19 protein-coding genes are annotated in these 22596 nt (G+C 32.4%); 13 read left to right on the forward strand and 6 right to left on the reverse strand.

Annotated elements, in window-relative coordinates; translation table 11 throughout:
• Positions 1-26 precede the first annotated feature (26 nt).
• Positions 27-992 (reverse strand): 1-phosphofructokinase family hexose kinase, encoded by a 966-nt coding sequence (locus BM296_RS08660; protein WP_091902672.1) that lies wholly within the window; start codon positions 990-992, stop codon positions 27-29.
• 118 nt (positions 993-1110) lie between these two features.
• On the opposite strand from BM296_RS08660, the gene BM296_RS08665 reads away from it, so the two are divergent.
• From BM296_RS08665 to BM296_RS08690, 6 genes are all read left to right on the forward strand, one after another.
• Positions 1111-1458, forward strand: a complete 348-nt coding sequence (locus BM296_RS08665) for a site-2 protease family protein (protein ID WP_091902673.1) — start codon at positions 1111-1113, stop codon at positions 1456-1458.
• A 48-nt stretch (positions 1459-1506) separates the two neighbouring features.
• Positions 1507-2190 (forward strand): CBS domain-containing protein, encoded by a 684-nt coding sequence (locus BM296_RS08670; RefSeq protein ID WP_262493894.1) that lies wholly within the window; start codon positions 1507-1509, stop codon positions 2188-2190.
• Between the two features lie 314 nt (positions 2191-2504).
• The gene (locus tag BM296_RS08675) at positions 2505-3926 is read left to right on the forward strand and encodes an MBL fold metallo-hydrolase (RefSeq protein WP_091902675.1); all 1422 of its coding nucleotides are present in this window, start codon (positions 2505-2507) and stop codon (positions 3924-3926) included.
• Positions 3927-3941: 15 nt separating this feature from the next.
• Positions 3942-5189: an NAD(P)/FAD-dependent oxidoreductase gene (locus tag BM296_RS08680; RefSeq protein ID WP_091902676.1), complete on the forward strand. Its 1248-nt coding sequence runs from the start codon at positions 3942-3944 to the stop codon at positions 5187-5189.
• Positions 5190-5377: 188 nt separating this feature from the next.
• Positions 5378-6046 (forward strand): DUF6799 domain-containing protein, encoded by a 669-nt coding sequence (locus tag BM296_RS08685; RefSeq protein WP_091902677.1) that lies wholly within the window; start codon positions 5378-5380, stop codon positions 6044-6046.
• 31 nt (positions 6047-6077) lie between these two features.
• On the forward strand, positions 6078-6980 hold the full coding sequence (locus BM296_RS08690; RefSeq protein WP_245786988.1) for a hypothetical protein: 903 nt from the start codon (positions 6078-6080) through the stop codon (positions 6978-6980).
• 163 nt (positions 6981-7143) lie between these two features.
• On the opposite strand, the gene BM296_RS08695 is transcribed toward BM296_RS08690, so the two are convergent.
• A complete protein-coding gene (locus BM296_RS08695; protein ID WP_091902678.1) occupies positions 7144-8361 on the reverse strand; it encodes a metallophosphoesterase in 1218 nt (405 codons plus the stop codon).
• A 1-nt stretch (position 8362) separates the two neighbouring features.
• Complete coding sequence (locus tag BM296_RS08700; protein ID WP_073243116.1) at positions 8363-8962, reverse strand: CDP-alcohol phosphatidyltransferase family protein; 600 nt, start codon at positions 8960-8962, stop codon at positions 8363-8365.
• Positions 8963-9293: 331 nt separating this feature from the next.
• On the opposite strand from BM296_RS08700, the gene BM296_RS08705 reads away from it, so the two are divergent.
• The 5 genes from BM296_RS08705 (at position 9294) to BM296_RS08725 (ending at position 17891) form a co-directional block, all read left to right on the forward strand.
• The gene (locus BM296_RS08705) at positions 9294-9758 is read left to right on the forward strand and encodes an Hsp20/alpha crystallin family protein (RefSeq protein ID WP_073243118.1); all 465 of its coding nucleotides are present in this window, start codon (positions 9294-9296) and stop codon (positions 9756-9758) included.
• Positions 9759-9895: 137 nt separating this feature from the next.
• Entirely contained in the window at positions 9896-12538 is a 2643-nt protein-coding gene (locus BM296_RS08710) for a cation-translocating P-type ATPase (protein ID WP_091902679.1), read from the forward strand.
• A gap of 550 nt (positions 12539-13088) precedes the next feature.
• A complete protein-coding gene (locus BM296_RS08715; protein ID WP_091902680.1) occupies positions 13089-16241 on the forward strand; it encodes a PAS domain-containing sensor histidine kinase in 3153 nt (1050 codons plus the stop codon).
• A complete protein-coding gene (locus BM296_RS08720; protein WP_091902983.1) occupies positions 16213-17280 on the forward strand; it encodes a response regulator in 1068 nt (355 codons plus the stop codon). Before BM296_RS08715 ends, BM296_RS08720 begins: the two co-directional genes overlap by 29 nt.
• A gap of 122 nt (positions 17281-17402) precedes the next feature.
• Entirely contained in the window at positions 17403-17891 is a 489-nt protein-coding gene (locus BM296_RS08725) for a hypothetical protein (protein ID WP_091902681.1), read from the forward strand.
• A gap of 518 nt (positions 17892-18409) precedes the next feature.
• Here BM296_RS08725 and BM296_RS08730 read toward each other — a convergent pair.
• Positions 18410-19078: a BON domain-containing protein gene (locus tag BM296_RS08730; RefSeq protein WP_073243128.1), complete on the reverse strand. Its 669-nt coding sequence runs from the start codon at positions 19076-19078 to the stop codon at positions 18410-18412.
• Between the two features lie 177 nt (positions 19079-19255).
• Between BM296_RS08730 and BM296_RS08735 the strand changes: the two genes are divergently transcribed.
• Together BM296_RS08735 and BM296_RS08740 are read left to right on the forward strand one after the other, a co-directional pair.
• Positions 19256-19657 (forward strand): hypothetical protein, encoded by a 402-nt coding sequence (locus tag BM296_RS08735; RefSeq protein WP_091902984.1) that lies wholly within the window; start codon positions 19256-19258, stop codon positions 19655-19657.
• A gap of 18 nt (positions 19658-19675) precedes the next feature.
• Entirely contained in the window at positions 19676-20032 is a 357-nt protein-coding gene (locus tag BM296_RS08740; protein WP_073243130.1) for a hypothetical protein, read from the forward strand.
• Positions 20033-20457: 425 nt separating this feature from the next.
• On the opposite strand, the gene BM296_RS08745 is transcribed toward BM296_RS08740, so the two are convergent.
• Together BM296_RS08745 and BM296_RS08750 are read right to left on the reverse strand one after the other, a co-directional pair.
• On the reverse strand, positions 20458-21126 hold the full coding sequence (locus tag BM296_RS08745; RefSeq protein ID WP_091902682.1) for a BON domain-containing protein: 669 nt from the start codon (positions 21124-21126) through the stop codon (positions 20458-20460).
• A gap of 511 nt (positions 21127-21637) precedes the next feature.
• Complete coding sequence (locus BM296_RS08750; RefSeq protein ID WP_091902683.1) at positions 21638-22579, reverse strand: 1-phosphofructokinase family hexose kinase; 942 nt, start codon at positions 22577-22579, stop codon at positions 21638-21640.
• Positions 22580-22596: the final 17 nt, after the last annotated feature.

Raw genomic sequence — 22596 nt, forward strand, 5'->3', positions numbered from 1 at the left:
TATAATATTTCAAAGGTTTTGTAGTCTTAAGCATTTACGCTCAAATCTTTCTTTGTAGTTGTATTCGCCATGATCCATGAATTCAATTCTTCCACATCATTTTTTTTGCACAGTTGTGTACCTTCTGTCATTGTAGCGGCTGTGCCACAGGCTACACCGAATTTTACCACTTCGGTGAAAGGTTTGCCTTGTGCCAGGGCATAGACCATACCTGCAACCATACTATCTCCTGCACCAATGGTACTTTTTTGATGCACTATAGGGGCCGCAATATATTCCACTTCTTCATTGGTGACCATAATAGCACCTTGCGAGCCTAATGAGATTACCAATATCTCACAAGTATTGTTTCTGATAAATTCTTTGGCGACCTTTTCTACATCTAAAAAAGAAATACTCTTTACGCCGCAAAGCGTTGCCAGTTCCCCTAGATTGGGCTTTAATAAATAAGTGCCTGCTTGCGCACCATTTATAAGCGCTTCACCTGAGGTGTCAAGAATAAATTTTGCTTTTTCATTTTGGGCTATTTTTGAGACTTGGGCAAAATAATCTTTTGGCATACCTGGGCAAAGACTACCGCTGGCGATCAAAAAATCACCAGGCGCAAGTATCGACTCTAGTTGCCTTAATGAATTTTTCCATTCGTACTCGTTCACAAAAGGACCGGGCATGCCAAATCTAAACTGTTGGTTGTTCGTTGTATCTGTTACTGATAGATTTTCACGCAACCAACCTGCAATTGGTATTACCTGTTGTTCAATTTCTAAATCAACTAGTAATTCATGCATTTGGGTTCCTGTTGGTCCACCTGCCATATACATACAGAAGGATGTACCTCCTAGTTCGTTTATAACACGAGAAATGTTAATGCCACCACCACCAGCTTCAAAAATAGGTGCGGCACAGCGCAGTTTACTATTCGGCTTTATACCTGCCACTGTAGTACTTTTATCAATGGCGGGATTGACGGTAAGGGTAATTATCTTTTTCATATTTAGTCCTTTTTATTGCTATGATATAACCAAATGTAGTAGTTGAGTGAAAATTTACAAATGACTAAAGTCATTGTTAAACAAATGCTTACGAAATAAATTCATTAAAATTTTTTATATGAAGGGGTTCTTGGAATTAGGTAAGATTTTAGGTATAAAAATTGAGATACATTGGACGTTCGCTTTGTTGCTCATATGGATTGGATTGGTAGAGTTTGAAAATAGCGGCAACCTTGAAAAAGTTATTATAAGTCAAGGTTTAATTTTGGTCCTTATGGCTTGTGTAGTGCTCCATGAACTAGGCCATGCCCTTATGGCCAGAAAATTTAATATAAAAACAAATTCTATTATTTTATTACCTATAGGTGGTGTGGCAACCTTAGATGAAATACCAAAAAAACCTAAACAAGAGTTGTTAATTGCCTTAGCAGGACCAACTGTTAACATAATCATTACTCTCATATAGGCTCTGGTAATTCCTTTACGAAGCTACTTTAACTTTGATACTGTTCTAATTGATGAACAGCTTTATGAACCTACGTTTCAAAATTTATTGTTTTACCTATTCATTGCAAACCTAATGTTGGTAATCTTTAATTTAATACCTGCTTTTCCAATGGATGGCGGTCGCGTACTCAGAGCACTTTTATCTTTTAGATTAAGTCGTGTAGAAGCTACTAATATAGCTTCGGGTATTGCACAGGGGTTGGCCATTTTATTTTTTATTGTTGGGTTATTATTTAATCCGTTTTTAGTATTGATTGCTTTTTTTATTTTTTTCGGGGCCTACGGTGAAAATCAAATGGTAAAGCAGTATTCTATTTTAGAAGGGCATATTGCAAAAGAAGCTACGCTGACCAATATTACTTTATTGAATTTAACTACAAAACTCGAAGAGGTCATAGAACTGGTTTTAACTAGTTCTGAAAAGGATTTTGTGGTTTTCGATAATCAACAAGTAGAAGGTGTACTATATCAGAAAAAAATTATAGAAAATGCACAATCAAGATCTCTTTTAGTGGGCGATATTCTAGATAAGTCAGTTGGTTTTATTGACGCAGACACCCCAATTACGGAGGTTTTGGAACGTATGCAAAAAGAAAAGAATAATTTCTTTCCGGTTACCGAAAATGGTGAAATCATTGGTGCTATGGACAGGTCTAATATTAGCGAGTTTATTCTTTTAAAAAGTACTTAAAATTAATAGATTACTTCAGATTATAGTTTTCGTCTTCTTTCTATTATTTAGATTTTGGGTTAGTGTAATTCGAAAATTCCAATACTCATTGCATCTATTAATCGTGTTAAGAAACCTCTTCTAAAAGCATCTCTATGATAATTTTTACAACGGAATACTAGAATTTTCAACCACACTATTTTTTTTGATTTTAGTATTACTGACGTAGGTCATTTCGTTTTAAAATACTGTTTTTCAGCTTTGTATTCTAGAATATTTTAGGGTTTACAAGTTTTTTAAACTCTATTTAATGTTAACTAAAACTACTATATATCATGAAAGTAGAACAAATTTATACAGGCTGTTTAGCGCAAGGTGCATATTATATAGAAAGTAACGGCGAAGCTGCAATTATAGACCCATTACGTGAAGTTGAACCATATATAAAATTGGCAAAAGAGCGCAACGCAAAAATTAAATATGTTTTTGAAACTCACTTTCACGCAGATTTTGTTTCAGGTCATATTGATTTGGCAAAGAAAACAGGTGCAGATATCGTTTATGGCCCAACAAGTATGAAAACGACTTATAATATTATTGTTGGTAAAGATGGGGAAGAATTTAAATTGGGTAATTCAAAAATTAGATTAATACATACTCCTGGTCATACTATGGAGAGTAGTTGTTATTTGTTAATTGATGAAAACGGCAAAGAAACATCTCTTTTTACCGGAGACACGTTGTTCATTGGTGATGTTGGTAGACCAGATTTAGCGCAAAAGGTCATAGCTGAGCTGACCCAAGAAAAATTGGCAGGGCACTTGTACCATTCGTTACGTACTAAAATTATGCCCTTACCAGATGATATAATCGTATATCCTGGCCATGGTGCCGGTAGTGCTTGTGGTAAAATGATGAGTAATGAAACTACCGATACTTTAGGTCATCAAAAAAAGACCAATTATGCGTTAAGAGAAGATATGAGCAAAGAAGATTTTATTGATGCCATTCTCACTGGTTTAACACCGCCCCCAGGTTATTTTCCTCAGAATGTGATGTTGAATATACAAGGGTACGAAAGTATTGATGAAGTTGTCAAAAAAGGGACTAAACCATTAAAAGTCGATGAATTTGAATCATTATTAAAAGAAGAATCAGCAATTGTTATAGATACTAGAGAAGCTCAGGTTTTTGCCAAAGAATATATTCCAGATTCTTACAATATAGGTATTGACGGAAGTTTTGCCAACTGGGTAGGAACAACTATTGTAGATGTTAAAAAGCCAATATTGATAGTTGCCGAAAAGGGTAGGGAAGAAGAGGTGGTTACTCGCTTGGCTCGAATAGGTTTTGATAACACCTTAGGATATTTAAAAGGCGGTATTAATGCTTGGAAAAAAGCCGGTAAAAAAATAGAGACCATACCAACTATAGAGGTGAAAGCACTTGCACATAAAATGATAGATGCCGATTTAAATATATTAGATGTACGTAGAGCAAGTGAATACAATAGTGAACATATTGAGGGAGCCATTAATGCTCCACTTGACTATTTAAATGATAGTATGACCAAAATAAATAAGAACAAAACATACTATGTTCATTGTCGAAGCGGATATCGTTCAATGGTTTTTGTGTCAATTCTAAAATCATTGGGGTATACCAATTTAATAGATGTTAAAGGCGGCCTAAAAGCAATAAAGGAGTTGGGAAAATTTAAACTATCCGATTATCATGAACCAACTACCATGCTTTAATTAAAATCAAACAAAATGAAATCAAGGTATCAAATATTGATTATAGGGGGAGGTACGGCAGGTTTAATGACCGCAAGCAGTTTATTACGTAAAAACCCTAAGTTGCAGGTAGGTATTATAGAACCATCTGAAGATCATTGGTACCAACCCGCCTGGACTTTGGTTGGTGCAGGCACTTATGATTATAATAATACTAAAAGACCAATGGCAAAAGTTATTCCAACCAATGCAGATTGGATTAAAGACAGTGTCAACTCTATTGATCCAGAGAACAATAGCCTTGGTTTAAAATCTAACCGAAAATTGGTCTATGAATATTTAATTGTTGCACCCGGTCTTAAACTAGATACCAGTTTAGTAGAAGGTTTATCAGAGGCTATTGATAAAGGGGTAGTTTGTAGTAACTATACCAACCCGAACCATACGTGGCAAGTTATTAAAAATTTTAAAGGTGGTACAGCATTGTTTACACAACCACCTAAGCCCTACAAATGTGGTGGCGCACCACAAAAGATTATGTACTTGGCTGATGACCATTTTAAAAAAATAGGTGTTAAGAAAAAGACTAAAGTTGTTTTTGCAACCTCCGGCGATGCTATATTTTCGGTTCCTGAAATAGCCAAAACTTTAATGAAAGTAATAGATGAAAAAAGTATTCATATTAAATTTTCTTACGAATTAAAAAAAATAGAAAGTAAGAAACAAATAGCTTGGTTTTTGGTAAGTCCGCAATCTAAAGAGCATAATCCGATAACGCTAGATATTTTAAAAGAGAATGGTTTAGTAGGTATAAAATACAACATGTTACACCTTGTACCACCAAATACGGCTCCAGATTTTATAATAAATTCACCACTTGCAGATTCTTCTGGATGGATGGATGTTAATCAATATTCCTTACAGCATACTAAGTATAAGAATATTTTTGGTTTAGGCGATGTAACCAATGTGCCTACATCTAAAACCGGTGCAGCAATACGTAAACAGGCCCCGGTCGTGGTACAAAATATGTTGTCGTTGATAGGTAACGGCAAATTAAGCTCTAAAAAATATGATGGGTATTCTTCATGCCCCTTTGTTACAGGTTATGGCAAAATGGTATTGGCTGAATTTGATTATACCAAGAAATTTACACCAGACCCTAAGCTAAAACGAATGCTCATTAAAGATTCTTCAAAAGAACATTGGCGACTTTGGATTCTTAAAAAATATATACTTCCATATCTATATTGGCACAAAATGCTTAAAGGAAAAGAGGTATAGCTATGTTGTTTCTAAACTCAAATATAAATTTTTAAGGTACGGCTACACAGTTTTATCAAGCAAATTATAAACTGTAAAAAACAGTCATATTTATCTATTTAACTGATCTATAATGACTTGAGTCATTTCGATGTTTTGTTAGATAAAATACATTTGTTAAAGGAATTTAATTTATTAAAGCTATAACAATGAAAAATTTATACTTATTACTATTATTTACAATGTTGGGAACAAGTATAACTATTGCCCAAGATCAAGTACAAGATCGTGATCAAGACCGGCTCATGATGGTAGATGGCGATGTACTTCAAATTCGCGATCGTGATCAAATTCGTTTGCAAGAACCTATCATTTTAAATGATGGTACAGTGGTCAACTCAGACGGTTCGTATGTGACTAAAGACCGCAAGAGATTAGTTTTAAAAGATGGCGAATGCTTAGATAATGATGGTATCAAGTATAGAAATGAATACCAATATAGATATAAAGTTAAGCGAGAAAATACGGGGTTAAATCAAGATCAAATTAACGAGCGTAACCAAAATAGATATCAAATAATGAAGATTGATGGTGAAACCTATCAAATTAGAAATAGGGAACAAAATCGAATTCAAAATCAAGTAAATCTTGGTGACGGTATCATAGTAAACCCAGATGGATCTTATCAAAATGAAAAGCGGGAACAATTGCGTCTAAAAGAAGGGGAATGTTTGAATATGAACGGTGCCATGTTCAAAAATCTTTATCAACATCGTAAAATGACGGTTCAAAAAAATAAGATGATCAATAGAAATACAATTAAATCTGGCGTAAAAAAGCCTAATACCAAAAAGAAGGGTAAAAAATCGGGTCAATAAAGACATTTTAATACACCAATACTAATTTATCATGAACGTTAAAATTCTCTCTTCTTTGTTGTTTTATGGTTTGCCCATAATTTTAATAGCTCAGAATAATAGAGAAATAGCTAAAGAAATTTCTAACGATATTGAATCTTATTTTTTAATGGATATTAGCTATATTAATGATGCTGTATTTATGGGAAGGAGAGATTCAATAGCGGCACCGTATATATATCCTTCTATAGGTTATTATAATGCATCGGGCTTCTTTGTTGATATTTCAGCATCTTATTTAGTTGGGTCAGAAGATAATAGAGTTGACCTATTTATGCCCAGTTTAGGATATGATTTTAGCGATCTTCAATTAAGCGGAAGAATTTCTGGTACTGCGTATTTTTTTAATAAAGAAAGTTATAATGTAAAATCTGGGGTGCTTGCAGACGTTTCGGGCTTTTTGAGTTATAATCTGAAAATACTTGAAGCAACTCTTATGACCAATATCTTTTTCAATGATGGCGGCACGTCTGATTTTTTTGTTGGGTTAATGGTCAACCGTATATTTTACACCAATGATCGTAATTTTTTAGTAAATCCTACAATAAGCCTTTATGCCGGATCTCAAAACTTTTATGAGGTGTATTATAAAACAAGTAGGTTGGGTAATCGTAGAGGCTCTGGTCAAGGTTTGGGAGCAACTAATTTAAATTCTGCAACTACGGTTGAAATCTCAGAAGCGACTAAATTCAATATTTTAAATTTAGAACTTAGCCTTCCACTACAATATTATCATAAGCAATTCATTTTTTCATTGAATCCAATTTTAGCAATACCTCAAAGTAGTGCAACTATTACAACAGAAGATTCAGTTATTTCTGAAGATTTAGAAAGCACATTCTATTTTACTGCGAGTATTAGTTATTGGTTTGATATGGCTAAAAGAAAGTCTTAAAATCTTTTTTATAGAAAATTCTCAGCATGAAATTGAGTACGGCTTGATTCTGATAAGTTTGTGAAATATTATTTTTGAAATTTGGATTTTTAAGTTTCAAACTAGTAATAGAATTCTTTACTTTATATTCATTTTCGTCAATAAAAAAAGATGGTACGTACTATCACTTTTTATATAATTCGATAAGGGTTATTTCGGGTCTCATACCCAACCTACCAGGAAAACCCATCCAACCCAATCCACGAGTTACATATAGATATTGATTATTTTCTTTGTACAAACCTGCCCAATGTTTGTATTTATACTTTATAGGGCTCCATTTTTTTGTTCTAAAGTTGATTCCTGCTTGCATACCATGTGTATGTCCTGATAGTGTTAAGGTAATATTGGTATGGTGGGCAACTTCTTCTGGCCAATGGGTAGGGTCATGAGACAGTAGTATATTGAAGTTAGCACCATCTACGTTTTTCATTGCTTTTTGCAAATCACCATATTTTTTAAATTCTGGATTGCCCCAGTTTTCAACACCAATAATAGACAAAGATGTATTAGCTTTTTCTATTAATTTTGCTTCGTTTCGTAAAAGTGAAAAGTCTGTTTTTATGTAAAATTCTTGTATTTCATTAAAATTTCTTCGCTTTTCTTCTGGCGTCGCCCATTGACTATAATCACCATAATCGTGATTTCCTAGCACTGCAAATTTTCCATATTTGGCTTTTAGTTTTTTTAATACCGTGTGCCACCCTCTAAGTTCCCAAGAAAAATTATTTACTAAATCTCCTGTAAAGAAAATTAAATCAGGATTGAGTTCATTTATCTTTTTAACGGCACGTTCTAAAATATGATACTTGTAATTAAAACTACCTAAGTGAAGGTCAGATATGTGAACGATACGTATACCGTTAAACTGCTGAGGTAAGGTTTCTAATTTTAACCTGATAAGATGAACCTTAAAACGGTAAACAGCACTAAAAATGGCATAAAGAATTATGAAGAATGGTAAAAACCCTGAAAGAAGACCTATAACAGGTATAACAATTAATGATGCTTCTTGTGAAAACATAAAATTAGAAAAGTAGAGTAGACTAATAACAATTACGAAAATAAGTTTGGGGATAAATGAAGATACGGTTAAACCATATAATTTTGATATAATCAATTGTTGACGCTCTGGTGCAACTAAATCTAGTTTTATTTTAAGAAGTAGAATAGCGGTAATTAAACCAATGGTGAAAACCCAGAAAAGAATATATATTAAGTTTTTTAAAATTTCAGATTCAATTGGTCTTGTTATTGAAAGTAACCAGTAGAAAGCAAAAATATCAATACCTAATATCACTAAACATAAAAGAACAATAGAAAACAAAGAATAGGATCGCATATTATGATTTATTATTTATGTCTTTTGATCTTCTTTCATCGTTTAAAGCATAAAGAAAACTTTTTACATCTGCCACCCAAGTATCGTACATAAAAATGAGGGTAATTTCTTCAATGGTTTCCAAAAGTCCGATAACGATCATACAATAGAACAACCAGTAAACAGGACCAAAGAATAAAAACCAGATAATAAATACTGCCTGTACAACAGCAGATATTTTCGCTAAATAAGTGTGAAACGCGGTCGCCTTACCATATTTTACGAATGCAATAGCCATTTGAAGTAAATAAGGTATAAAAGCTATTGATATCAAAACTAAATTCTCTTTAATGAAGTTAACTTCAAAGACTAACAGACCAATTAGACCCATAATAAAGGTTAATTGATCTCCTATCGAATCTAATTGCGAACCTCTCTCGCTCGTAATTTTTAGTTTTCTGGCTAAATAACCATCAATAGCATCTGTACTATAACTTATTAGAAGAAACCATGTAAACAGTTTTCTCTCATTAAACCATAAAAGAAGTATTAAGATAGGTATTGCAGCTACCCTATAAAATGAAAACCAATCTGCAATATTAAAATTTTTAAATTTCCACATAGGTGTTTCTAAACAATTAGTTTCTTGCTATTTATGATATTTTAAACAGGTATTTGTTGTCCTAAAGCTATAGAAATTAAAGGGTTGTGTAAATGATATTTATCATAGAGGTAATTGTTGTAAGCTATAATGAACTTTAAGATTTTCTAACTTATATAGTAAGGTTTAATGTAAAGAAAATGTGTGCTATAAATTATCTTCTACTAATTATGAGATAGGTTTAAAAAGTAATTGTAAAAAAATATACTGACTGACCTACATCATTTTGAACGCTTAAAGTTGAGTGTATTTTTGGTATATAATTTAATGTATAACCTTAAAACAAATTAATATGTCACTAGTAAAATTTAAAAGAAGACCTTTCGGGAACTTGATTACACAAGATTTTTTTGACATGGATGATTTTTTTGATAATCGCCAATGGGTAAGAAATATGATGCCAGAAAATTTTTGGAACGGTAAGAGATCAGAACCTGCTTTAAACATCAAAGAAACTGATGATAATTTTGAAATTGAACTTGCTGCTCCGGGCTTTAGCAAAAAAGATTTTGAGGTAACCATTGAAGATGGGTGTTTGAACATTAAGGCTGAAAAGTCTACTTCAGAAGAAGAAACAGACGATAATTACACGCGTAGAGAGTTTAGTTATAATGCTTTTGAGCGGTCATTGCAACTACCCGATAGTATTAAACAAGAAGCTATTAAAGCAAAGTATAATGATGGTATTTTAAGCTTCAACTTAGCAAAAAAAGAAGAAGCGAAAAAACTACCGCCTAAAAAGGTACTTATTGCTTAGAAATTGTCTTAAAGACAATTTTAACCCCACATTTAATACCCTTCAAACCTTAACCTATTTAACTTTTAAGTTAGTAGATAAGGTTTAGAGGGTATTATAATTTATAATCAACTGATTTCATTAATAAAAATAAACTAATGGTCCAAAAACCGTTTGCTCTGTCTATTGAAAAGGTTGTAACTATTTTAGAAAGCAATGCTCAATCTGGACTTGAAGAACAACAGATTCAAAATTTATTGAACAAATATGGCCCAAACCAAATACCAAAAGATGCACCTAAAAAAAGGTGGCGTATACTAGTAGACCAGTTTTTAAATCCTATTCTATATATTCTAATAGCTGCAGCCATACTAGCTTTCATTTTTAGTGATGTCATAGAAGGTTTTGCTATTCTTGTTGTTATAATAATTTCAGCTGGTATTGGTTTTTTTATGGAACTAAGAGCAATACGATCTTTAGAAGCACTTCGTAAAATGGGTCAATCTAAAATACATGCTATAAGATCAGGAAAAAGGGTTCATATTAAAGGGATGGAGATAGTGCCCGGTGATATTATTTTATTGCGAACAGGTGACATTGTGCCTGCCGATGCCCGTTTAATTACGGTAGATAATCTATTGGTCAAAGAATCTGCATTAACTGGCGAAAGCGTACCAATACGCAAAGTGGTTAAGGTATTAAAGGGAGATTCGCCAATTACCGATCAATACAATATGGTCTTTAGAGGTACCATGGTAACTTCTGGGTTTGGAAAGGCAATTGTTACCTCTACGGCAAAATTTACCCAATTAGGTCATATACAACAACTAGGTATTGATGCATCGCAAGAACATACTCCATTAGATAAAAAGCTAAATCATTTAAGCAAATGGCTCATTTGGCTCACTTTATTTTTTGCACTCGTAGTTATTGTTGCAGGTTGTATTAGGGGAAAGGATATTTTATTAATGATTGAAACCGGTGTGGCGTTAGGGGTAGCGGCAATACCGGAAGGTTTGCCCATTGTTGCTACCATTGCCTTGGCACAAGGTATGTTGAGATTATCTAAAAGGCAGGTTATTATTAAAAAAATGGAAGCTGTACAAACCCTTGGAGCTACAGATATTATCTGTACAGATAAAACTGGTACCCTAACAGAAGATCGTATGAAAGTACATACCATTCTTTTTGGCGACAAATCTTTGGATGATGTTTTTATGACCGATGTTTCGATGGCAATCAGAGAACAGCCTATTTTTAAAAATATAATTTTTGCTAGTATTCTGTGTAACAATGAAAATCTGGGTACTGCAATTGAGGGTCAAGGCGACTCAATTGAACAGGCATTACTAGAATTTTTTAAGTACTTAGGCTATGACTCTGTAGCTATAAAAAATGCTTATCCAGAAGAATTGGAATTACCTTTTGATGCGACCAGAAAATTTATGGCGACAGCACATAAAAATGATAAAATTATTAGAGTATACGCAAAAGGAGCATTTGAAGCTCTTATACCTCATTGCGATTATATAATGGATGAAAAAGAAATTATACCTTTTAAAACGAAAAGTGAATGGCATACTAAAGTGAATACTCTTGCTGACCATGGTCTACGTACTTTGGCCTTTGCCTTTAAAGAAATGAATGAGCTACCGACCTCAGAAACTATAGTTGACCGATTAGTATTTTTAGGAGTAATCGGTTTTCTTGACCCGGCACGTAGCGACGTTATGGCGACTATTGATGTTTATAAAAAAGCTGGAATAAAAGTCGTTATGGCTACTGGTGACCACCCTGGGACCTCTAAAAAAATTGCGGAGGAAATTGGTTTGTTGAAAAGGGATGCTGATCCAGATGAGGTATTAATAGCCCAAAATCTTAAATTCATAGAGCATATAGATCCAACATTATTTGAAAAAATTTCTAAAGCTTCGGTCTTTGCCCGTGTTTCGCCAAAGCAGAAATTAGATCTTGTTAAATTTTATCAAAAAAACAACCATATTGTAGGTATGATCGGTGATGGAATCAACGATGTACCGGCGTTAAAAAAAGCTGATATTGGCATAGCAATGGGCATTCGAGGTACAGAGGCAGCTAGAGAGGCAGCAGATGTCATTTTAAAAAACGATAAGTTTACAGCCATAGAAATGGCCATAAAACAAGGTAGGGTAATCCTTGAAAATATTAGACAGTTTGTGGTTTATCTTCTTTCTTGTAATCTGGCAGAGATTCTTTCTGTTGGTATAGCGGCATTTTCCAATTTACCATCACCTTTGTTACCAATGCAAATTTTGTTTCTCAATTTAATAACCGATGTTTTTCCCGCATTGGCGCTAGGTCTTGGAAAAGGAGAAAATGACATAATGGAAAGAGCTCCAAAAGACCCCAAGGTACCTATCATTAGTAAAATGGACTGGAATTCAATCGTTTTATTTGGAATGTGCGTAAGTGTAGCAGTTATAGGTATAGTTATGTATACCCATTTTGTGTTGAATTTATCAGAAAAAATTATAAATAATATGGCTTTTTATACATTAGTAATGGCGCAATTATTCAATGTTTTTAATTTACCACGCCAGACCGAATCTTTTTGGGTCAATGAAGTCACTACCAATATATGGGTATGGGCTGCAATAGTCATATCTCTATTGTTAACATTTGGAGTAACTCTTATTGCCCCAATTTCTAATGTTCTTTCATTGGGATCTATTTCAATTTATCATTTGTTTTTAGTAATTATATTTGCGATTGGGTCATTAGTATTAGCGCAGATTATAAAGCGGTCTATAAAGCTATTTTAAAAAATTAGATGTAAAAAATGAAATTTGATGCAGTAGAGTGCTCATTCATTACATTTTTAATTATTTATAGTATACAAATGCCTTGCCAAAAAAACCAAATCTTCTTTCCAAAACATCATTGGTTTTATACTATTCAAATACATGATTATTATCATTTGAGATTATAGCAATGACCAATGTCATTTTTATAATTATGTATGAATAATACATTTATAGAACAACGTGTTATGTTTTAAAGTTTCTTAATAGCGAAAGAAACAGTAATTATCTAGAATTGGTAATATGTACTTCGTTTCACAAAAAGTGTCAAGTATTTGACCGCAGAATATATTGGTATGAATTAAACTCTGCAAACCCAAGGGTGAAGCTGGTTACAAATGCCTCGGTTTAAGAGATAGGAGATATAGAAGACTATAAACTAAGCTTTTACATTAATTAAATTTTATATGTTTTATACTTAAAGTCTACTGTTTTAATTAATAGGTGCCATTTATGAAATTGTAAATAGTGAAGACAAACAATGATAATGTTTTGAATTATTTGAACTAAAATGACAGAACTAAAAAAAATAGTAAATAAAAAGCTAGAGGTTAGCGAAGCTGCCTTATTCCAAGCTGTATTTGACTCATCAATGGCAGGTTTGTTCGTTATTGATAGCAGTGGTTCTATTTTGAAGGTTAATGATCAAGCTGTACAAATGTTCGGTTACTCAAAGAGTGCTTTAATTTCAGAAAAATTAGATATTATCTTTTTGAACGATAATTATAAAACCATTGAATTATTAATGAAAAATTCAACCTCTGAGCATGTTCAGCTCATGGGTTTGCATACAAGTGGAAAAAAATTTGAAATAGATCTTAGATTAGTTAAAACCCTTGCAGAAGGACAAACGGTTTTCGTCATTTTCTGCAAACACGTCGATATTTCGGTTTTTGAAAGTGATAGAAAACTCCGTTACCTTATTGCTAATGTGCCAGGCATTGTTTTTAGGTGTACAACTGATGAAAATTATTCTATAGAGTTTATAAGCAATGCATGTGAAACTATTACTGGTTATTTACCATCGCAATTTTATGACTCTGGAAATTTAAAATGGTTATCACTAGTTCATTTTGAAGATCATGTTATGGTAAAGGAGCAAAGAAGAAAAGCCATATCAGAGGAAAAAACCTATCAGATATCTTACCGTATTAAAACTAGAACAAACAAAATTAAATGGGTGTCAGAAATAGTCTCTTGTGTTCAAGACCGATTAGGCAAAGTAGCTTTTTTAGAAGGTTTTATTCAAGATGTTACAGAACGTACCGAAGCGAAAATATTATTGACCAAAGAAAAACAACTGCTTTGGAAATATTTAGACACTACAGCTTCTGTGTTTTTAGTCATAAATAAAGATCATACTATTAAAATGGTCAATAGAAAAGGGTGTGAGGTTCTGGGATATAGTGCCAAAGAATTAGAAGGTAAGAATTGGTTTGACATATGTATTCCAAAAGAAAAGAGAAATAAACTAACTCATTTTTTTGATGATTTAATTAATGGAGAACAAGAAGTACCCGAAATTAAAGAGAACTGGGTATTAACTAAAGGAAATACAAAGAAGTTCATTCGTTGGCAAAATGCATTGTCTAAAGACGAAAATGGAGTGGTGACAGGTATGATTTGTTCTGGCATTGATGTTACTGAGAAAGTATTGGCAGAACAAAAGCTACATTTCAGTATAGAAAAGAATAAGGCTATTTTAAAAGTGGTTCCTGATGTAATGACAGTGCATGATAAAAAGGGAAATGTTTTAGAAATACATATACCTGCAGATTCAAATACAATTCTCTCAAAAGAAGATATTGAAGGTAGTAGTTTAAATGAGCTTCTTCCATTAAGAGTTGCAAATATGCTTAAAAAAGCTATAGCTAATGTATTTCAAAATCAAACAATGCAAATATTAGAAATACAAGCGCCTATAAGAAATAGGATATTTGATTTTGAGTGTAGGCTTGTACCGTTAAATAATAATCAAGTTCTGACCATATCTCGAAATATTTCTAAAACCAAAGAAATTCAACAGACCTTACGTTTAAGAAATAAGGCTTTGAATGCTGCCGGAAACGGAATTGTAATTGTAGATGCCCAGAAATCCAACTTACCTATAATCTATTGTAATGATGCTTTTACTGAAATTACTGGTTATGACAGAGAAGAGGTAATTGGCATTAATTGTAATTTTCTCCAGAACGATGATAGAGATCAAGATGCAATTTCAACTATGGGAAATGCTATTGAAAAAGGGGAAGCATGTAGGGTGCTTTTAAGAAATTATCGAAAAAATGGTGTTTTGTTTTGGAATGATTTGAGCATAACACCTCTTTTTAATGAAAAGAAAAATCTAACTCATTTTATAGGAGTTCAAAATGACGTTACAGAAATTCAAAGAGATAAAAATCAATTAGAACAATACGCAAATATACTTGAAGAAAAAGTTGCGGACCGTACAAAGGAAATAGAATCTACGGTGCAAAAATTAGTAGAGAATAATCTTATTCTTGAAGATCAAATTTACGAAACCAAACTAGCAGAAAGAAAAGCACAAAGAAGTCAAGCTCAACTTATTGCAATAGCAGAAAATTTTCCTAATGGGTTTATTTCTGTTTTCAATTCTGATTTTGAACTCGTATTTATAGAAGGTGAAGAATTAAAACGCATGAACCTAAATAAAGGTAAGTATGAAGGTAAACACGTTGATCATATTTCCGTTTTTTCTAAAATACAATTACAGAATATAAAACGTAAAATTTCAACTACCTTTTCTGGTACGAGTCTTTCTTTTGAAGTTTCGTTCGGGGAACATATTTATGCAGTAAACACGACTCCTTTAAAATCTGATAACGAGCAAATAATATGGGCTCTTTTTGTATATAATAATATAACCCAACAAAAGAAAGTTCAGGAAAAATTAGCTAAAGCTTTAAAAATTGAACAAGAACTTAATGAGTTGAAATCACGTTTTATTTCAATTGCTTCACACGAGTTTAGAACGCCTTTAAGTGCTATTTTATCTTCTGCAATTTTAATTGGAAGGCAAAATGAGCCAGGTTTGGAAGATAAACGCCAAAAACATGTGACAAGAATTAGAACTCATGTAAAACGTTTGGTTGTCATATTAAACGACTTTTTATCGTTAAGCAGGCTAGAAGAAGGTAAGGTAAAAGCAAAACCTAAGTTTTTTGAATTGATAAAATTCTGTAAAACGCTAATTGATGATATGGAATCTGCGAAAAAGGATGAACAAAGCATACATATTATTCATACTGATGAAGAAATAATGGCTTTTTTGGATCCAAAATTATTAAGTCATATTTTAACTAATCTGCTATCAAATTCATTAAAATATTCAGATGAAGGCAAAGTAGTTGTTTTAGAAATAAAAAGAGATAATAAAATAATAGAATTCAATATTATTGATAATGGAATTGGTATTGAAGAAAAAGAGCAAAAGAGATTATTCGAACGTTTCTTTCGTGCAGACAACGCTACATATATTCAAGGTACTGGTCTTGGACTATATATTGTAAAACAATATGCTGAGTTAATGGGAGGTACTGTAAGTTTTAAAAGTGAAATTGGCATTGGTAGTACGTTTACTGTGCAACTTAACCTTAACTATAACCTAGATGAATATGAAAAAGATTTTATTAATAGAAGATAATGATGATGTACGTGAAAATACGGCAGACATTTTAGAACTTGCCAATTACGAGGTCATTACTGCCGAAAATGGTAAAATAGGTATTCAAAAAGCTAAAGAATTTTTGCCCGATTTGGTAATATGCGATATAATGATGCCACAAATGGATGGTTTTCAGGTCTTACAAAATTTTGAGAAAGATATTTCAATGGCAAGTATTCCCTTTATTTTTCTTACAGCTAAAACAGAAAGAGAAGATATACGTACAGGTATGAATCTTGGTGCTGATGATTATTTAACGAAACCTTTTGAGGAGAATGAATTGTTAGGGGTAATCGCATGCCGTTTAACTAAACATGATAACCTGAAAAAGGAAATTACAAGAAATCTGAAAGGTATAAATAGTTTTATTGAAGAGGTTTCAGATTATGAAGATATGGAGGGTTTGTCTAAAAATCATATACTTAAATCTTATGAAAAAAAGGAAATTATATTTTGGGAAGGTGATAATGCCCATTCATTATTTTTTATTGAAAGTGGTAATGTAAAAACGTATAAGGGTACTGAGGCAGGTAAAGAACTGGTAACGGGACTCTATGGACCTGGTGACTTTATCGGTCAATTGTCACTTTTACATGCGGCAGGTACTTATGTAGAAAATGCCGTTATTTTAGAAGATGCACAACTTTGTGCCATACCAAAGGCAGATTTTATAAAATTGTTATATGGCAACCCTTCGGTCTCACAAAAATTTATAGCTATAGTATCTAATAATTTAATCAATGTACAGTCTCATTTGGTTGATATGGCTTTTGCTTCGGTAAGGCAGCGTGCAGCAAAAGCTTTATTAGAGTTATATGAAAAAGGGCTAATAAAAGATAAGCCCAATGGAGGCATGTCAATACCCCGTGAAGATTTTGCAGGTATGATTGGTACGGCAACTGAAACAGCCATTCGTACACTTTCAGATTTTAAAGATGAGGGTTTAATAACAACTGATAGTGGTAGAAGAATTATAATTCTGAATAAAGAAGAATTGTTAAGTATTGCAGATTTTTAATTTTAAAATAAATTGTGATAAAATTTATAACTGATTTTGGTCATTCTTTAAGGTACTGCTTTTAATTAAATTAGATATCTCGGAAAGTGTTTTAATACTATTAGAACCGAACTTTCTAAGTTATGAAAGCAATTCGTTTAAAACAGGAGCAACAAATTTTTTCAATTAATAGTTATCAAAAACTTTGGCAATTGAAGACAGTAATTCATCAATTGAATATGCTTACTGCAAATAGTTTACAACTTTCTGTTCTAGGTAAACTAAACCAAAATGTAGTATTGAAAAGTAGCCAGAATGAACAAGCTAATACGGAGTTAAATCAAAACTTAAAAAGTATTTTTGGAATTGAAACCGATTTTGCAACTTTTAACAATCCAGAAATAGGTACGCTTTTTATCACCGGTACCGTAGTATCCCATTTTTTACAAGAGATGTATGGCAGCAAACAATTGGGAGAATTCCCTTCTGGACCATACGGCATACTTAGAGGTCTTGGAATTACTGAGAAAAATACATACAACTGTCTGCAAGACTTGAATAATAACTATTTTCTACTCATCATAAGATGTCAAAAACGTGAATTGAAGTTTGTAAATGAATTGTTTCAATAAAAATAAATCAATACTATATGCTAACTGTTGTTATAGATTCTTCGAATTTTAAATAAGAACAAAAAAAAACAGGAAACCAAAGTCTCCTGTTTTCCCGCAATACTTTTGAATTTATGTATGCTTTCAACCAAACTTGTACGCCATCTTATTTCTAAAATGATTTATAAATCGATTTAAACAATCACAAATTTTCCAGCATCACTATGGTCATCTTTTCCTTACGGAAATGAAAACCAATATCATTTTTTAAAAAGAAACCGAGGTGCCGAAGTACCTCGGTTTCCTAGAAGATGTTCTTCAACCCAACCGCCACTTAATGATCCTACTTAAATATATTGCTATAACCGTTCGAGATACAATTAGTATTGAAAGAGTGTTCGTAACCTCATCTTTTCTTAGATTCTAGGCTTTTAATAAAAAGCTAGATCTGTATGGTTTTCAATGAACGTTTAATTATACAGCTAAAATACAATGTTGTGTCGTTGTTTAAAATGACCTAGGTCAGTTTCTCTATTTTTTTAAACAAATTCAGGATATGATTGTACTACTATTTCATTTTGTACATTTCTTACTCCGGCAGCTTTATATGCTGTTTTTTCAATTAATTCTCTTTCTTTTATAGAATGCACCCTTCCCTTTAATTGTACTGTGTCACCATCAACTTGAACTCTTATACCTTTTGCCATTATACTGGTATAACGTTCTAAGGCTTTGGTAATTTGATCTTCAATATTATCAGCTTTTAATAAAGGTGTTATTTCTATGTTATTGACGACACCTTTTACACCCAAAAGATTTTGAAGTATATTTTTAGCAGCTTCACGTTGGTGAGACCAGGTTACTTCTCCTGATAAATAGATATATCCGTCTTCAACAAAAATTTTCACTTTTTCGCTAGGTATAGTAGCATTCCATTCAAGGGCATTAACTGCTGCTTTTGCAATTTCTTTATCCGTTTTAGCATATTCGTCACCATATTTTACTTCTATATCTTCGGCAACAGCTTTTACACCTTTAACACGTTTAGCAACCTTATTGGCTAAAGCTTTTTTAAAATATTCGTTGACTACACCACTTAAAGTAACAATACCGTTTTCTACAGTAACTCCAATTTGAGTTTCATCAATATTAGGTTCAAAAACAAGTTCGTCTAAGATGTCTTGTTTTATTTGTGCATCTGTTTTCATATGGCTTTATTTTGAATAAAAATACGTTGTACTATTCATTTGTAAAATGATGTAAATCAGTAATGCATATTGTTCTCTTTCAGTTTATAAGGCGATAATTGACACTGATCTAAATCATTTGATAGTTTCAAGCAAATTTCAATTTTTGGGGGGTATTAATATCTAAATTGAATGAAAATGACAACAACAAAAACAAATACAAAAGCTGCATTATTGTTATTAGGAGCAAGCCTAGAATTGCTGCATCAAGAGAGTATGGAATGGTTAGACATTGTTGCCTTTTGGAAAGATGAGACAAAATTCTTCGCCAATCTTTTAAAAAATAAAAAGACTACGGGTTCTGAGTATGCGAAAATGCTTGAAAATCTAGATGAAATTCATGAAAACCTATTTGATTATTTAGAAGATGATATAATACTTCATGAAAAGTTATTATCTCGTTTACATAAAGGTGAAAAAGGGTTGTCTGATTGGGATTATCGTGAAAAACATAGAAGTTTAGGGGAGCGAATGGATTTGTTTACCACCGACTTTTGGGAATTTAAAAAAATGGTTTTCGGCTATGTAAAGAAGCTTTAATAATTAAAAACATAAGCTATGGAAATGACCATCTTTATTAAAGAATTTAGACAGTTAGATAGTATTGCCCGATTCATGGATTTTTACCATAGCTTACAAATGAACTATTTGGCAAGTGATTTGTTAGAACAAGGTTTATCACCACAACAGATTACAGATGCTGTAATCAAAGCAATTAACATTGGCAAGGTCTCAGGGTTGATGATGAAAGAGCATTTTAAACCTGTTTTTAGTGGTTTTAACAACGAAATAATTAACGATTGTAAACTATCTCATTTGGCATATGGTCTTGTATTGTTAAATGCCGATATAAAACTTACTGTAGTAGGCAATTTTCAGATAAGTGTTTTGAGGTCTCATATAAATAGATCTTAGTGCATATAAAATCTATAGGAGATTACAATGGTGGTTAATTAGGCACTATATAAACTCTCTTTCTAACGACTAACTGCCCTAATTTTAGTTGAAATCAGCTACACACATTTATAGATTATAGGGTAATATTTAAATAAAGCACATTGTATTTTTCATTAAAGCTCACAATTCTTTTATTTGAATGGCAGCACTGATTATTTAAGGGGTGGTTCTTCTATGGAGCACTATTTAAAAATCTATTTTTTAAATCTCATTTAGTTAAAACAATCTTACGGCTACAATGTCTTTAATGTTTGACTTTTTTTTGCCCATGTTTTTCTGTGACTTTTTATAATTTAATTCTTCTTATAAAATATTAAAAAGCCTTCGTTTACTAGTTAAACGAAGGCTTTTATTGGTTGGAGTATAGTAGGTTTTAATTATTATTATACATATGAAGGGTAATATTGTATTTTAAGTTTGTTAACAACATCTAATACCCCTGGAGCTCTATAAGCAGCTTTTTCAGCTTCTTCTTTCTCTTTTATAGAATGTACTTTTCCACTAAGGGTAACGGTGCTGCCATCTGCTGTTACCACAATGCTTTTGGCATCTATACGTGCAGACCTCTCAAAAGCTTCCTCAATAGTATCTTTTACTAAAACTGGTTTAACTGTTTGTTTTAATTTTATATTATTGGAAACACCTTTTACACCTACTAAATTTTTAATAGCATTTGAAGCAGAATATTTTTGGTAAGACCATTTCACTTCTCCCGTTAGGTATACCCAACCATTTTCAACTTTAACAATTACAGCATTGTTTGGTACTGATGAATGCCATTCTAAAGCTTCTACCGCTGCCTTAGCTATATCGGTATCTGATTTATCTATACTTGATGGATATTTAACTATAATGTCTTCTGCTACAGCTTTTACGCCGCTAACACGTTTGGCCGCTTTTTCTGCTGCGAGTTTTTTAGAGAAGCTATCCACCTCACCGCTTAAGGTAACAATACCTTCGTCTACTGCAACACCAATTTTTGTTTCATCTATACTAGGTTCCCAAGATAATTCGTCTTGTACATCTAGTTTAATTTTTGCGTCTGTTTTCATCTTTATATAATTTATAAGTTACTATTCTTTTTTACTATTTATAGTTTAGGCTAATTGAAGATTTACTTGTTTTTATTCATTTTTATTAGATTTAGGTTATACTTATACAAGCAAATGTATATTGATAATGAACTGGTTAAAATGATGTTTATCAGTATCTTATATTTTAACAAATGGTTATGTTGTCTTTAAGAAGAATGATTTAAATCATGTTCAAGATTATATTTTATTGCCTTTTCAAATTTCTAAATAGGCATTGGTCTAACATCTATTTTAAACTGATGCCTATGTTTTTTTATGGTCAATTTTGTGTTTGTAGACGAGAATCAATACAAACTACCTCTCAGTTTTTAGTTGTAGATCGTTGAATACAAATAAAAATGTTTGAGTTACCATATCATTTTTATATCTAAATATGGTTTATTACCGTAGAATGATGGTCGAGCGTTTATGAACTATTTTAAAGATCGCTACTTTCTATTTTAAGTACATTAATTAAAAAAATCAAATTCTAAATTTTTACATTCCGTCGTAGCCATTTAAAAATGAGCTCTACATCTTTAAGTTGACAAAGTTTAGTTCCTCTTTTGAGTGTGGCTGCGGCGCCACATGCAATACCATATTTGGTCATCACTTTGGCATTTTTGCCTGCTTGTGCTTTTATGAGCATACCAGCTAACATGCTGTCGCCAGCACCGATAGTATTTTTTTCATCGACAATAGGTGCAGCTATGTATTGAAATAGATTTGATGTGACCAATAAGGCACCACGCTTTCCTAATGATACCACCATAATTTCGCAAGCATGAGTAGCCATAAATTTTTTTGTTGCTTCTTCTAAAGATTTTGTAGATAAAGTCTGTTCATTGTAGAGGCTCGCAAGTTCATTTAGGTTGGGTTTAAATAAATACATTTCAGATGTTATGGCATGTGCTAAAGCTCTACCTTTTGTGTCTACTACAAACTTTGCCTTTTTTTGCTTTACTATGTCACCAACTAGTTTATAATAATTATCAGGAATACCCGCTGTCAACTTTCCGCTAGCAACTAAAAAATCATTTTCATTTAATAAGCCTTGGATCTTTTCTAAACTATTTTGCCATTCATGTTTTTGTACAAAAGGACCAGGTAAGCCAAATCGATATTGTAAATCAGAATTTGTATCATATACAGAAAGATTTTCTCGGGTATTATCCTTCAAATTAATTATACATTGGTCAATAGAATCCTTTGATAATAATTCTTGAAGATGATTCCCCGTTCTACCTCCTGACAGGTATAGTGCAGTTGATTTGCCACCCAAATTTTTAATAGCACGAGAAACATTAATACCACCGCCTCCAGAATAAAATATAGGTTCGGTACAATTTAATTTTTGATTGGGAATTAAGCTCGGTATTGTAGTGCTTTTATCAACGACAGGGTTTACGGTAAGAGTTAGTATACGGCTCAAAAGAGTTATTTTAAATG

This window comes from Maribacter stanieri, from assembly GCF_900112245.1.
Classification (GTDB): Bacteria; Bacteroidota; Bacteroidia; order Flavobacteriales; family Flavobacteriaceae; genus Maribacter; species Maribacter stanieri.

Bases quoted from the DNA above. Each gene is read 5' to 3' on its own strand.
- BM296_RS08660 (WP_091902672.1), bottom strand. From the start codon at position 992: ATGAAAAAGATAATTACCCTTACCGTCAATCCCGCCATTGATAAAAGT.
- BM296_RS08665 (WP_091902673.1), top strand. From the start codon at position 1,111: ATGAAGGGGTTCTTGGAATTAGGTAAGATTTTAGGTATAAAAATTGAG.
- BM296_RS08675 (WP_091902675.1), top strand. From the start codon at position 2,505: ATGAAAGTAGAACAAATTTATACAGGCTGTTTAGCGCAAGGTGCATAT.
- BM296_RS08680 (WP_091902676.1), top strand. From the start codon at position 3,942: ATGAAATCAAGGTATCAAATATTGATTATAGGGGGAGGTACGGCAGGT.
- BM296_RS08685 (WP_091902677.1), top strand. From the start codon at position 5,378: ATGAAAAATTTATACTTATTACTATTATTTACAATGTTGGGAACAAGT.
- BM296_RS08690 (WP_245786988.1), top strand. From the start codon at position 6,078: ATGAACGTTAAAATTCTCTCTTCTTTGTTGTTTTATGGTTTGCCCATA.
- BM296_RS08695 (WP_091902678.1), bottom strand. From the start codon at position 8,361: ATGCGATCCTATTCTTTGTTTTCTATTGTTCTTTTATGTTTAGTGATA.
- BM296_RS08700 (WP_073243116.1), bottom strand. From the start codon at position 8,962: ATGTGGAAATTTAAAAATTTTAATATTGCAGATTGGTTTTCATTTTAT.
- BM296_RS08705 (WP_073243118.1), top strand. From the start codon at position 9,294: ATGTCACTAGTAAAATTTAAAAGAAGACCTTTCGGGAACTTGATTACA.
- BM296_RS08710 (WP_091902679.1), top strand. From the start codon at position 9,896: ATGGTCCAAAAACCGTTTGCTCTGTCTATTGAAAAGGTTGTAACTATT.
- BM296_RS08715 (WP_091902680.1), top strand. From the start codon at position 13,089: ATGACAGAACTAAAAAAAATAGTAAATAAAAAGCTAGAGGTTAGCGAA.
- BM296_RS08720 (WP_091902983.1), top strand. From the start codon at position 16,213: ATGAAAAAGATTTTATTAATAGAAGATAATGATGATGTACGTGAAAAT.
- BM296_RS08725 (WP_091902681.1), top strand. From the start codon at position 17,403: ATGAAAGCAATTCGTTTAAAACAGGAGCAACAAATTTTTTCAATTAAT.
- BM296_RS08730 (WP_073243128.1), bottom strand. From the start codon at position 19,078: ATGAAAACAGATGCACAAATAAAACAAGACATCTTAGACGAACTTGTT.
- BM296_RS08735 (WP_091902984.1), top strand. From the start codon at position 19,256: ATGACAACAACAAAAACAAATACAAAAGCTGCATTATTGTTATTAGGA.
- BM296_RS08740 (WP_073243130.1), top strand. From the start codon at position 19,676: ATGGAAATGACCATCTTTATTAAAGAATTTAGACAGTTAGATAGTATT.
- BM296_RS08745 (WP_091902682.1), bottom strand. From the start codon at position 21,126: ATGAAAACAGACGCAAAAATTAAACTAGATGTACAAGACGAATTATCT.